The sequence below is a fragment of the Bradyrhizobium sp. McL0615 genome (assembly GCF_049993905.1).
GTDB lineage: Bacteria > Pseudomonadota > Alphaproteobacteria > Rhizobiales > Xanthobacteraceae > Bradyrhizobium.
This window is the reverse complement of the sequence record NZ_CP188254.1, coordinates 2,746,131-2,758,533: the sequence shown is the minus strand read 5'-3', so window position 1 is coordinate 2,758,533 and position 12,403 is coordinate 2,746,131. Positions and strand designations below refer to the sequence as shown.

Genomic DNA, 12,403 nt, shown 5'->3' with positions numbered 1-12,403 from the left:
CGGTTGATCTGTAGCCCGCATGAGCGTTAGCGATATGCGGGACCGGTCCCCGGGGTCGCTTCGCTCGCCCACCCTACGACATCACCATGCGTCAATACACGGCCGCTTCTTCGTCGTACGCGCTTCCGGCTTCGGCACCGAGCGCAGGCCTGCCATGATCCACTGCCGCGTGTCGGCGGGATCGATCACTTCGTCGATCTCGAGTACCGAGGCGATCGAGACCGCCTTGCCGTTGGCGTAGAGCTCGGCGACCTTGGCCTGGTAGTATTCCTCGCGCTCGGCCGGGTCCTCGATCGCTTCCATCTCCTTGCGGAAGCCGAGCCGGACGTAACCTTCGAGGCCCATGCCGCCGAACTCGCCGGTCGGCCAGGCCACCGTGAAGAAGGAGGCGTGGAAGCCGCCGCCGATCATCGATTGCGCGCCCAGGCCATAGCCCTTGCGCAGGACGATGCCGAACAGCGGCACGGTGAGGCTGGCGCCGGTCACGAACATCCGCGCGACATGGCGTACGATCGCGGACTTTTCCGCTTCGGGTCCAACCATGAAGCCCGGCGTATCGCACAGCGACAGGATCGGAATGTCAAAGGCATCGCAGAGCTGCATGAAACGCGCGGCCTTGTCGCCGGCCGGCGCGTCGATCGCGCCGCCGAGGTGCTTTGGATTGTTGGCGATCAGGCCGAACGGCTTTCCTTCGATGCGGATGAAGGCGGTGATCATGCCGATCCCAAAATTCCGGCGGATTTCCAGGACTGAGTCTTCGTCGGCCAACAGATCGATCACGTTGCGGATGTCGTAAACTCGCAAGCGGTTTTCCGGGATCGCCTGCCGCAGCAGGCGCTGGTCCGGCGCCTTCCAGTCGGCGACCGCGCCCTGAAAATACGACAGATATTTTTGCGCAGCCGCCGTCGCTTCCGCCTCGTCCTCGACCAGAATGTCGATGACGCCGTTCGGCGACTGGAACGACACCGGCCCCACTTCGGCCGGATGGTAGACGCCGAGGCCGCCGCCTTCGATCATCGCGGGGCCGCCCATGCCGATCGAAGCGTTCATCGTGGCGATGATGACGTCGCAGCAGCCGAGCATCGCAGCGTTGCCGGCAAAACAATAGCCGGAGACGATGCCGATCACGGGCACCAGCCCCGAAAGCTTGGCGAATTGCACGAAGGACGGCCCGTCGAGCCCGGTCATGCCGAGCCGGTCGGTGTCGCCGGGCCGGCCGCCGCCGCCTTCGGCGTAAAACACCAGCGGCAGCCGCCATTGCTCGGCCAGTCCCAGCATGCGGTCGATCTTCTTGTGGTTCATGTGGCCCTGGGTGCCGGCCAGCACGGTGTAGTCATAAGAGATCACCATGCAGCGGGCGGCATCCGCACCGAATTTTTCCGCGTTCACGGTGGCGACGCCGGAGATCAGGCCGTCGGCCGGGGTGTTGCGGATGAGGTCGTCGACCGCACGGCGCCGACGCTGCGCGGCGATGGCGAGCGAGCCATATTCGACAAAGGAGCCGTCATCGACGAGATCGGCGACGTTCTCGCGCGCGGTGCGCTGGTTGGTCTTGCGGCGGCGCTCGACCGAGGCCGGACGGTTTTCATCCAGCGTGACGGCGTGGCGCTCGATCAGTTCAGCCAGATCGGGGCGGATATGATCGAGATCGACATCCTCCTCCTCAGTCTCGTTATGGGCGTCGATCTCCGCAGGCTCCAGATAGAGGATCGCCTCGTCCTGCATCAGTGTCACGCCGGCTTCCGCCGCGACCATCGTGACCCTGCCGCCATGCGGCGCGGTGACAAGATGCTCCATCTTCATGGATTCCAGCACGGCGATCTGCTGGCCGGGGCGGACGAGATCTCCCTCCTCGACATCGATGGCAACAATCGTGCCCTGCAACGGCGCCGGCACCGCGATCGAGCCGGCCGGCCCGGTTGCTGATGCCGCGACCGCAAGCGCGAGCGTCTCGTCATCGGCGACGTCGCCGGATTCGACCAGTTCCGTCTCGGCGGTCGCTTTGGCCTCGCCGACGAGATCGGCGACATGGGCCTCGATGAAGCCGGTGCTGAGACGATTCTCGACAAAATCCGGATGCGCCAAAATCGCCGCCAGGAAGGGGATGTTGGTGGCGACGCCGCCAACCCGGAACTCGCGCAGCGTCCGCGTCGCCTTGTGCACGACGTCGGTCCAGTTGCCATCCGGCGAATGCACGATGACCTTGGCGAGCAGCGAGTCGAAGGCGGTGCTGGTGCGGTACCCCGAATAGCCAAACGTATCGACGCGAACACCGGGGCCGGCCGGCAGGTCGAACATCGCCAGCGTTCCACCGGTAGGCTTGGTCCCGCCGGCCTCGTCCATCACCTCCATGTTGACGCGGAGCTGCATCGCAAAGCCGCGTGGCTTTGGAATATACGCCTGCGCCAGCCCGAGCGAACCGAGCGTGGCGCCGGCCGCGACCGCGAGCTGCGACTGCACGAGATCGAGGCCGAGCACCTCCTCGGTGACGGTATGCTCGACCTGCAGCCGCGGATTGGCCTCGATAAAGGCGAACGCATGCTCGCCCTTTCCGGCGTCGTTATCGACCAGGAATTCGAAGGTGCCGAGATTCTCGTAGTTGGCGGCCGCTGCGAGTTCCTTGGCGGCATCGATGATCCGGCCGCGCAACGCATCGTTCAGCGACGGGCTCGGCGCGACCTCGATGAGCTTCTGGTTGCGGCGCTGGATAGTGCATTCGCGCTCCCAGAGATGGCTGATCGCACCAAAATGGTCGCAGATGATCTGCACCTCGATGTGGCGGGCGTTGCGGATCAGGCGCTCGACATAAACCCCGTCGCTGCCAAAGGCGGCCATCGCCTCGGACTGGCAACGTGCATAGGCCTCCTCCAGCTTGCCGGCCTCGTCGACGATGCGCATGCCGCGGCCGCCGCCGCCAGCGATCGCCTTGATCATGATGGCGCCGCGCTCGCCCTGGGACTCAAGGAAAGCCCTTGCTTCCTCCAGGCTGGTCGGCCCGCCGGTGCCCTCGATGATGGGCACGCCGCATCGCTTTGCCAGCGCCTTGGCCTGCGCCTTGTCGCCGAACAGCTCGAGCGCGTCGGGAGACGGCCCGACGAAGACGATGCTTTCCTCGACGCAGCGCCGGGCCAGTGTGGCGTTCTCGCTGAGAAAGCCATAGCCGGGATGGATGGCGTCGCATTCAGTCGCCTTGGCGGCTGATATCACGGCCTCGATATCGAGATAGGCCCGTGCGCCGCGCCCGGGAATTTCTTGAGCGGCGTCGGCGGCGCGGACATGCATCGATTGCGCGTCGTCAGCGGAATGGATCGCGACGGTGGCCAGGCCGGCGTCTCCGGCCGCCCGCGCGATGCGGATAGCGATTTCGCCGCGGTTGGCGATCAGCAGCTTGTGGAAAGACATCGACGTTTCCGTTCAGGCACCGGAGCGAAACGAACGGGTAACCGACTCACCTCGCCCCGCGTGCCTCCCCATTGCACCGAACGGCAGCACGATACGGCCGCCGGCGCGTTTCTCTTTGCTGAACATGAAACCTTTGCCGGGATTCTGCGCAAGTGGAATTTCCTTCCACCGCACGGAATTCACACAGCAGGATGAGGCGCTTAGCGGTCTATCTGCAATCGAGCTGCGTTTCGAACCAGTTCTGCAGCGACGCCGACAGCGGCGGCCAGGCGCGCTGGAAGCCGGAGAGCTTCCCCGCGTTGGCACGGTAAATTCCGCGCAGTTCCTCCTCGATCGCCGGGAGATCGACGCCGGTGCTACGGCCTTCGCTGACGATCTTCCGCCCATCCACAACGACATCGCGCAGGAGAGAGGCATTGCCGCGCGCGAACAGGAGGTCGATCGGGTCGACCGGCATGATCTGGTCCCGGTCGAGCCGGTCCAGATCGATGGTGACGAAATCGGCCGGCGCGCCGGGCACAAGCGCGCCGGTTCCGGGCGCGCCGGTCGCCTTGCGGCCGTTGGCGATGGCGAGGCCGAGGAATTCGGAACAGGTCCAGATTCGCTGGAAGCCGAGACCGCCGTGCATCATCTGCACCAGCCGCATCTCGCGCAGCACGTCGTCGTCCTCGTCGAGCGCCAGCCCGTCGACGCCGACCGCAATGGCGCAGCCGCATTTATGTGCAGCGGCGATCGGCGCCAAGCCGGAGCGCAGGTGCATATTGGAGGAGAAATTGGTGACGATGCGCGCGCCGGAGGCTGCGATCATCTCGATCTCGTCGGGACGGGCATGGATGCAGTGGGCCAGCGTCAGACGCTCCGAGAGGAAGCCGATGTCATGGAGATAACGGACGATACCATCAGGAAAATGCTGATCCGCCCAGGCGCGCTGATAGATGGTCTCCAACAGATGCATGTGGATGCGGCGGCCGGTCTGTGCTGAATTCTCCGCCACCGCCTCCAGCAGCGGTTTTGAGCACCACTGCACGCCGGCCGGACCAAGCTGTACATCGACCTTCGGCCCCGCGATATCAGCGGCAATCGCATCCGTCAGCTCGATATAGGCTTTCGGCGATATCGGCGCGCGAACGAACATCTGCTCGATCGTGCTGCGATCGTCCTTGGAAAGACCGGAGAGAAGCGGTCCTTCATCGCCATACACGACCGGATTCCGGTCACGCACCGCAAGCGCGAATGCGATGCGGATGCCGACGTCGGACGCCGCGCGGGCAATCGCGCTGGCTTCCTCGACCAGCGGCATGGTGCCGCTCGGACGGGTGTAATGGATCATCATCGCCGCGCAGCCGGCGCGCGCCGAACGTGCCAGCGCGGAAGCTGCGGTCAGATAGGGATCGACCGGCGTGCCGAGTGCGGAGCGCAGGATCCAGCTTTCCAAGGGCATGCCGAGCGCGCCGAACGAGGACGCCGTCGGGCGCGCGTGGTCGTGGGCGTTGACGAAAGCGGGAAGCACGAGGCAGCGCGGGCCTGTGGCGGGCGGCGCGCCGGCGGAGATATCGGTGATGATGCCGTTGGCGTGCTGGAGAACGACGTTTTCCAGCACGCCGCGGTCCGGGCCGGAGAACAGGCTGTGTGCGGCAACTTCCAAGGTCATGACGCACCCTCCCCGTCATTGGCGAGCGCAGCGAAGCAATCCATCTCGCGCAAAAAGAAAGAATGGATTGCTTCGTCGCTGCGCTCCTTGCGCAAACGCTTCGCGTTTGTCGCAGGCAATGACGACGTTAGTTCGCCGTGTAAGTCAGTTCCCGTTCCGCGCGCGGCGGCAGGAACTCACGCGAAAAGATCTCCGCTGGCGTCGGCACCCGCGCAAGCTGGTAGCCTTCGACGATGATGCCGATGGCGCGGGCCATGCGGTCGTCCTTGACGTCGCCGACCCCGATTTCCTTCATCTCGGGCGAGACGATCAGCTTGTCGAAGGAGTATTGCAGGCGGCGCTTCTCGACCTCAACATTGATCAGATTGTCGTAATTGACAGCGGCCTTCATCCCGGCGTTCTGGTCCTTGGCGATCGCGATCATGCCCTTGTTGACGGCGCGGACGAGACCGGCGACGGCCTTCGGATTGGAGGCCAGAAGCTTGCGCGAAACCATCACGCCGTTGGAATAGAGGTCCATTCCGTAATCGCCGAACGAGAACCATTTGTAGTCCTTTTCGGGGTCCTGGCGGTTCAGCACGAGGTTGAAGTAGCTCGTGATGTTGAACACGAGGGCGGCGTCGATGTCGCCCTTGATCAGCATCGGCTCCTGCAGGTTCGGCGCCATGTTGGAGATCTTGATCTTCTCGCCCTCAAGCTTGTTCTTCTGGACGAACACCGGCAGCAGCCGCGTCGTCGGCGTGCCCTGCGCGCCGCCGAGCGTGTGGCCCTCGAAGTCCTTGATGGTGTTGATGCCGCTGGTCTTCTTGGTGACGATCGCGAACGGCGGCTGGTTCCAGATCATGTAGACCATCACAGGGGCATCCTGCGGCTTGGTCGAGGCGTTCTGAATGATGGCGTTGACGTCGCCGAAGCCGGCATCATAGGCGCCCGACATGATGCGCGTGACCGTGGCGCCGGACCCCTCCCCTTGGTCGATCACGACGTTGAGCCCTTCCTCTTTGAAGTAACCGTTGTCCTTGGCATAGAAGAACGCGGCGTCGGAGCCTTGGGTCTTCCAGCCGAGGGTGAACTTGATCGTCGTCTCCTGGGCACCGGCGGCGCCGGCGAACAAGGCAACTCCCAACAGCGCGGCGCTTATTCTGGTCAACATGATGTTCTCCTCGACAGGGTTGGATGGCGGTTGGCGAAAACGTCTCTCATGTCGCGATCACGTCGTTCTTGCGGGTGGCCCAACCGGTGACGCGTCCCTCGATCACCGAGAAAATCACGTAGAGCGCGACGCCGAGGCCGGCGAGCACGAACAGGCCGGCGAACACCAGCGGCACGTTGAAATTGGAGGACGCGGTCATCATGACGTTGCCGATGCCGCGGTTGGAGGCCACGGTTTCCGACAGCACCGCGCCGACAAAGGCGTAGGAGACCGCGACCTTCAGTGACGCAAAGAAGAACGGCATGGTGCGCGGCAGCCCGACATTCCAGAGAATGTCGAGCTTGCTGGCGCCGAGCGCCTTCAACACGTCCTCGAGTTCGGGTTCGGTGGTAGCTAAGCCCGTCGCGATGTTGACCACGATCGGGAAGAAGCAGATCGAGAGCGCGGTCAGCACCGCCGGCACCGAGCCGGAGCCGAACCACAGCACGAAGATCGGCACCACGGCCACCTTTGGGATCGAGGAGAAACCGACCAGCAGCGGATAGGCGGTGTCATAGGCGGTCTTGGAGACGCCGATGACGGCGCCCAGCACGACGCCGAGGCCGACGCCGAGCACGAAGCCGATCATCGTGGTCGCCAGCGTCTGCAGGATGTGCGGCCACAGGATCGGGAATTTCTCGAACAGCGTGACAAACACCTGCGACGGGCGCGGCAGCACCAGATCGGACATCCCGGTCATCAGGCAGAACAATTCCCAGGCGACGAAGAACAGCACGATCAATGCCGCCGACCAGGCTTTTTGGCGATAATCGAGATCGGGCATGGTCAGGCCGCTCCCTGCTTTGGCGAAGCCTCTTTTGACGCCGTCCGGGCATCTTCGATGAACGCGCGCAGTTTTTGATTGAGCGCGACGAAATCCGGTTCGAAGGTCATCGTGACCGTGCGCGGGCGGGCAAAGGTGACGTGGCTGTCGTCGAGGATGCGGCCGGGGCGCGCGCTCATCACGCAGATGCGGCTGCCGAGAAACGCCGCCTCGCGCAGGTCGTGCGTCACCAGCAGCACGGTCGGCTGGTGGGCGATCCAGAGATCCTGAAGGATCGACCACAGCTCTTCCCGCGTGAACTGGTCGAGCGCACCGAAGGGCTCGTCGAGCAGCAGCATACGCGGCTCGTGGATCAATGCGCGGCACAGGTTGGCGCGCTGAAGCATGCCGCCGGAGAGTTGCCAGGGGTAGCGGTTGCCAAAGCCCTTGAGGCCAACCTGCTCCAGCAGCGCATTGGCCTTGTCGCGGAATTCGGTCTTGCGGAGTTTTCGGAATTGCGAACGAAAGGGCTCGACGATCTTGAGCGGCAGCATGATATTTCGCTCGATCGTCATCCAGGGCAGCATGGTCGGGTTCTGGAACGCCATGCCGACCCGCAAGGCGCGCGCCGCGACCTCCCGGCCGCCGACGATGACGACACCGGTGGATGGCTGCACCAGCCCGCTGACCAGCCGCAGGATGGTCGACTTGCCGCATCCGGACGGGCCAACGAGCGCGACAAACTCGCCATCGGCGATCCGCAAGCTCGTCGTGGAGAGCGCCGGCACTGCGCGGTCGCCGCGACCGAAGGTGACCGAGGCCTCCGACAGCTCGATGGCAATCGGCGCGGCGGAAGCCGGAACCGGAAAGCCGGAGAATTCGGAATGTGGTTGCATGCGCATCATGACTGGAAGTGCATGCAAGCCGAATGCCAGCAAAACCCTCCTGCTGAATCAATGAGATCACGCCCAGCCCGTCGGATCTGACGGATTCCTTTTGTGCAATTACCCCGTCAAACTGCATGCAATTGAGGCGCTCAATTGGTGGCCAATTGTGATAAGAGACGCCATTCGAAGCACTCCCGTCAGGATTCGCCGATGGCGCCCCGTTCCGCCAGCAAGTCAGCCGTACCGTCCGACAAGGTCGGCGTGATCTGCCGCGCGCTTCGCCGCGCCATCATCGAACAGGCGCTGGAGCCCGGCGCAAAACTGCCCGAAGACTCGCTCGGCGAACGCTTCGGGGTCAGCCGTACGATTGCCCGCCATGCACTAGGACAACTCGCCGCCGAAGGCCTGGTCGAGCTTCGCCGCAACAGGATCGCCGTGGTGGCGACACCGAGCTGGCAGGATGCCCGCGACGCCTTCGATATCCGGATCGAGCTCGAACGGCTGGTGGTGCGCCAGCTTGCGGGCAAGCTGACCAAGAGCCAGATCGCCGAACTCAACCTCCATGTCGACGCCGAGGACCGCGCCCGCGACGGCTCGGACGCGGTGTCGCTCCGGCTCGCGACAGAATTCCACATCCTGCTCGCCAACATGACCAACAGCCCGATCCTGGTGCGTTACGTCAGCGAGGTCGCCTATCGCTGCTGCCTGACGCTGTCGCTGTACAGCCGCCCGCATTCGTCGGAATGCGCGATCAATGAGCATCGCGCGATTATCGCAGCGCTGGTCAAGGGTGACGAGGCCAAGGTGATGAGCCTGATGCACAGCCATCTGGATTCGGTCGCCAACCGGGCGCTGGTCGCCCCTGCCCCGCGGCGTGGCCGCGATTTGCTGGATATTCTGGCGCCCTATGCGGAGGAAGGCGACGGCGGCCGCGTGGTGAAACTGCCGAAGGTGGTCAGGGTGCGGTAATTCTTCCCCCTCGCCCCGCACTTGCGGGGAGAGGGTCGGGGTGAGGGGCTCTCTCCGCGAACTCAGCTCAATCGATAGACCTGTACCCCCTCACCCGGATTGCACTGCGTGCAATCCGACCTCTCCCCGCAAGCGGGGCGAGGTAAGGAGACCTACGCCTCAATCCCCCGCTGCACCAGAATGCGCTCGGCGCTGTCGTTCCAGACGTCCATCTTCACGATCTGTCCGCCCTTCACCACGAAGCGATCGACGTAACGGTTGCCTTCGAACGGCGTGCCGTCAGTCCATTCGCCGTAGAGCGTGCCGATGCTGTAGACAACGGTCTCATCCGCGCCCGGGCAGACGTCGAAGCGGTCCATCTGCTTCTTGACCCAGCGATAGCGCCGCGCGTTGAAGCCGGTCGGCCCGCGCGGATGATCGAATTCCCGTCCGCCGGTGAAGGTGATGATCGTGCCGGGCTTCATGTAGGCGGCCGCGGCGTCAGGATCCGGGATCATCGACGCCGTCAGATAGGCCTCGACGACCTCTGCGTCGGACATTCCCTTACCAGCGTTCTTGGGCTCGGCTTTGGCGGCAATGGACATTGGCGGTCTCTCCTGACGGTCGAACTCTACAATCGGGCCACCAAATTGCATGCACATATTTTGAACAATCTGGCCTCCAAACTGCACACAATCTGGAGCTGCCCCGGGAACGCCGTTCCGCTAGGTTGAGGGTTCCTCCAACCCGCCGCGCGATGAACACGAAAACCGCCTTCGACCTGATCTTCCGCAACGCCAGAACCCGGTCCTCAGCCATCCCGATAGATATCGGCGTTGCCGGCGGGCGGATCGCCGCGATCGAACCGCGGCTAGCCTGCGAGGCGGCCGAGATCGATGTCGGCGGCAGGCTCACTTTGCCCGGTTTCGTCGACACGCATGTCCATCTCGACAAGGCCTGCCTGCTCGGCCGCTGCGGGCACGACCATGGCAGCGTGGCGGAGGCCATTGCCGCGGTCGCGGCGATGAAGCGCGATTTCACGGTGGAAGACGTTTATGCACGCGGCGCAAAAGTGATCGAGCGGGCCATCGTGCATGGCACGACGCGGATGCGCACCCATGTCGAAATCGACCCGCGCATCGGCTTGCGCAGCTTCGAAGCGATCAAGGCGCTGAAACGCGACTATGCCTGGGCGCTTGATCTCTCGATCTGCGTGTTTCCGCAGGAGGGCCTGACCAACGATCCCGGCGCCGAGGAACTGCTGATGGCGGCGTTGCGCGACGGCGGCGAAGCGATCGGCGGCTGTCCCTACATGGACACCGACCCGAACGCGCATCTCGAAAAGATTTTCGATCTGGCGCAGGAGTTCGATATCGATATCGACCTGCACCTGGATTTCGATCTCGATCCGTCCTGGTGGCATCTCGAACAGGTCTGCCGCCAGGCCGAGCGGCGCAATTACCAGGGCCGCGTCGCGATCGGCCATGCCACCAAATTGTCGGCGCTGCCGCCGGACCGGCTGAGCGCAGCCACCGCGCGCCTCGCCAAAGCCGGCGTCGCCGTGACTGTGCTGCCCGCGACCGATCTCTATCTGATGGGCCGCGACGCCACGCATAATGCGCCGCGCGGGCTGACGGTGGCGCACAGACTGGTCGAGAACGGCGTACTGTGTTCGGTCGCGACCAACAACGTGCTCAATCCCTTCACCCCGTTCGGCGACGCCTCGCTGCTGCGGATGGCGAATTTCTATGCCAATGTCGCGCATGCCGGCATCAGCGAATTCGACGCCTGCCTCGACCTCGTCACCGAGTTGCCGGCGCGGCTGATGAACCTCAGGGATTACGGCATCGCGCCGGGTAACCCGGCGGACCTTGTCATTCTCGATACCGATAGCGGCACCAACGCGATTGCCGAGCTGCCCGATATGCTGATGGGGTTCAAGAACGGGCGGCAGGTGTTCGAGCGCGAAAGGCCGACGCTGTTTCCGCCGTAGTTTGAGGCGTGCCGCGCCGCCGGTGGCTTCATCCTTCGAGACGGCGCTCTCGCGCCTCCTCAGGATGAGGTGAAGTACCGGCAGGCCTGAGAACCCTCATGGTGAGGAGAGCGGCAACGCCGTGCGTCTCCGGACGATGCTTCGCATCGCCGGGCGAACCATGCAGGCCGTGCTCTGCCTTATGCGCTGCCCTGCAATTGACGGCCCGCCGATACATTGTTGTTATCAGCCCAATCACAACAACAACCTCGGGCCGGAAACATGAAAAAAGCCACCACTGTAAGAAGTGTCGAAACGCTCGCCTGTGACGCCGGCTGGCGGAACTACCACTTCGTCAAGATCATGACCGAGGACGGCATCGTCGGCTGGAGCGAGTATGACGAGGGTTTTGGCGCGCCGGGGGTGACGGCGGCAATCGAGCGGCTTGCGGCGCGCGTCGTCGGCAAGAACGCCTACCAGCACGAGCGGATCTACGCGGAATTGTTTTCCGCGACGCGGCCGGCCGCGGGCGGCGTGGTGGCGCTGGCGCTTGGCGCCATCGAGAACGCGCTGCTCGACGTCAAGGCCAAGGCGCTGGGCGTGCCCTGTTACGACTTGCTCGGCGGCAAGATCCGCGACCGCATCCGGGTCTACTGGTCGCACTGCGCAACCTGGCGCATCAACCATCCCGACTGGTTCAAGCCGGCGATCACCGACCTCGATGGCGTGAAAGGAATTGGTCGCGAGGTGCGCGAAAAGGGCTTTACGGCGATGAAGACCAACATCTTCGTCTACACCGACGGCAAGCCACAGGGCTGGCGGCCGGGTTTTGGCTCCCCGTTCGAGCCGGAGATCAATGTCGACCGCACGGTGCTGCGAAACCTCTGCATGCATCTGGAAGCGATCCGGGACGGCGCCGGGCCCGATGTCGATCTGCTGCTCGACCTCAACTTCAACGCCAAGACCGAGGGCTACCTGAAGATACTCCGCGCCATCAAGGACATGGACATGTTCTGGGTCGAGATCGACACCTTCAATCCGCAGGCGCTGGGTTACATCCGCCGCCAGAGCCCGCACCCGATCTCATCCTGCGAGACGCTGCTCGGCCTGCGCGAATTCCTGCCCTACTTCAGCGAACAGGCGATGGATGTCGCCATCATCGACACGCCCTGGAACGGGGTGTGGCAATCGATGAAGATCGCCGCCGCCGCCGAGCATTTTGAAGTCAACGTCGCGCCGCATAATTTCTACGGCCACCTCTGCACCATGATGAACGCGCATTTCTCCGCCGCGGTACCAAATCTGCGCATCATGGAAACCGACATCGACCGGCTGGCATGGGACCATGAACTCTTTACGCACGTGCCCGAGATCGTCGACGGCCATCTGGTGATGCCGGACCGCCCCGGCTGGGGCACCGAGCCCAACGAGGAAGGCCTGCGCGCCCATCCTCCGAAGAACAAGGGCGGGTTGTTGAACTATGGGCAGAAGAAGTAGGCGCGCGCTCCGCACGAAGACTTCGTAGGGTGGGCAAAGCGAAGCGTGCCCACCATCCCCGACAATGCGTGCAGATAGATGGTGGGCACGG

The 12,403-nt window shown here is 63.9% G+C and carries 9 protein-coding genes; 3 read left to right on the top strand and 6 right to left on the bottom strand.

From position 1 onward, the window contains the following. Window positions 1–81 precede the first annotated feature (81 nt). The 5 genes from ACPPVP_RS13190 to ACPPVP_RS13170 all read right to left on the bottom strand — a co-directional run bounded on the left by ACPPVP_RS13190 (window position 82) and on the right by ACPPVP_RS13170 (window position 7,910). Complete coding sequence (locus ACPPVP_RS13190) at window positions 82–3,402, bottom strand: carboxyl transferase domain-containing protein (RefSeq protein WP_426534814.1); 3,321 nt, start codon at window positions 3,400–3,402, stop codon at window positions 82–84. 208 nt (window positions 3,403–3,610) lie between these two features. Beyond that, window positions 3,611–5,053 (bottom strand): amidohydrolase family protein, encoded by a 1,443-nt coding sequence (locus ACPPVP_RS13185; RefSeq protein WP_426534812.1) that lies wholly within the window; start codon window positions 5,051–5,053, stop codon window positions 3,611–3,613. 127 nt (window positions 5,054–5,180) lie between these two features. After that, window positions 5,181–6,206, bottom strand: a complete 1,026-nt coding sequence (locus tag ACPPVP_RS13180; protein ID WP_426534810.1) for an ABC transporter substrate-binding protein — start codon at window positions 6,204–6,206, stop codon at window positions 5,181–5,183. A 46-nt stretch (window positions 6,207–6,252) separates the two neighbouring features. After that, window positions 6,253–7,029, bottom strand: coding sequence for an ABC transporter permease (locus ACPPVP_RS13175; RefSeq protein ID WP_426534808.1), 777 nt, complete (start codon window positions 7,027–7,029; stop codon window positions 6,253–6,255). Between the two features lie 2 nt (window positions 7,030–7,031). Beyond that, window positions 7,032–7,910, bottom strand: coding sequence for an ABC transporter ATP-binding protein (locus tag ACPPVP_RS13170; RefSeq protein ID WP_426537826.1), 879 nt, complete (start codon window positions 7,908–7,910; stop codon window positions 7,032–7,034). Window positions 7,911–8,105: 195 nt separating this feature from the next. On the opposite strand from ACPPVP_RS13170, the gene ACPPVP_RS13165 reads away from it, so the two are divergent. Continuing rightward, window positions 8,106–8,864, top strand: a complete 759-nt coding sequence (locus ACPPVP_RS13165; protein ID WP_426534806.1) for a GntR family transcriptional regulator — start codon at window positions 8,106–8,108, stop codon at window positions 8,862–8,864. A 152-nt stretch (window positions 8,865–9,016) separates the two neighbouring features. On the opposite strand, the gene ACPPVP_RS13160 is transcribed toward ACPPVP_RS13165, so the two are convergent. Beyond that, window positions 9,017–9,448 (bottom strand): nuclear transport factor 2 family protein, encoded by a 432-nt coding sequence (locus tag ACPPVP_RS13160; protein WP_426534804.1) that lies wholly within the window; start codon window positions 9,446–9,448, stop codon window positions 9,017–9,019. Between the two features lie 152 nt (window positions 9,449–9,600). Between ACPPVP_RS13160 and ACPPVP_RS13155 the strand changes: the two genes are divergently transcribed. Further along, complete coding sequence (locus ACPPVP_RS13155) at window positions 9,601–10,836, top strand: amidohydrolase family protein (RefSeq protein ID WP_426534802.1); 1,236 nt, start codon at window positions 9,601–9,603, stop codon at window positions 10,834–10,836. A 261-nt stretch (window positions 10,837–11,097) separates the two neighbouring features. After that, on the top strand, window positions 11,098–12,312 hold the full coding sequence (locus tag ACPPVP_RS13150; RefSeq protein WP_426534800.1) for a mandelate racemase/muconate lactonizing enzyme family protein: 1,215 nt from the start codon (window positions 11,098–11,100) through the stop codon (window positions 12,310–12,312). The last annotated feature ends 91 nt before the right edge of the window (window positions 12,313–12,403 follow it).

Bases quoted from the DNA above. Each gene is read 5' to 3' on its own strand.
- ACPPVP_RS13160 (WP_426534804.1), bottom strand. From the start codon at position 9,448: ATGTCCATTGCCGCCAAAGCCGAGCCCAAGAACGCTGGTAAGGGAATG.
- ACPPVP_RS13170 (WP_426537826.1), bottom strand. From the start codon at position 7,910: ATGCGCATGCAACCACATTCCGAATTCTCCGGCTTTCCGGTTCCGGCT.
- ACPPVP_RS13185 (WP_426534812.1), bottom strand. From the start codon at position 5,053: ATGACCTTGGAAGTTGCCGCACACAGCCTGTTCTCCGGCCCGGACCGC.
- ACPPVP_RS13155 (WP_426534802.1), top strand. From the start codon at position 9,601: ATGAACACGAAAACCGCCTTCGACCTGATCTTCCGCAACGCCAGAACC.
- ACPPVP_RS13190 (WP_426534814.1), bottom strand. From the start codon at position 3,402: ATGTCTTTCCACAAGCTGCTGATCGCCAACCGCGGCGAAATCGCTATC.
- ACPPVP_RS13175 (WP_426534808.1), bottom strand. From the start codon at position 7,029: ATGCCCGATCTCGATTATCGCCAAAAAGCCTGGTCGGCGGCATTGATC.
- ACPPVP_RS13165 (WP_426534806.1), top strand. From the start codon at position 8,106: ATGGCGCCCCGTTCCGCCAGCAAGTCAGCCGTACCGTCCGACAAGGTC.
- ACPPVP_RS13150 (WP_426534800.1), top strand. From the start codon at position 11,098: ATGAAAAAAGCCACCACTGTAAGAAGTGTCGAAACGCTCGCCTGTGAC.
- ACPPVP_RS13180 (WP_426534810.1), bottom strand. From the start codon at position 6,206: ATGTTGACCAGAATAAGCGCCGCGCTGTTGGGAGTTGCCTTGTTCGCC.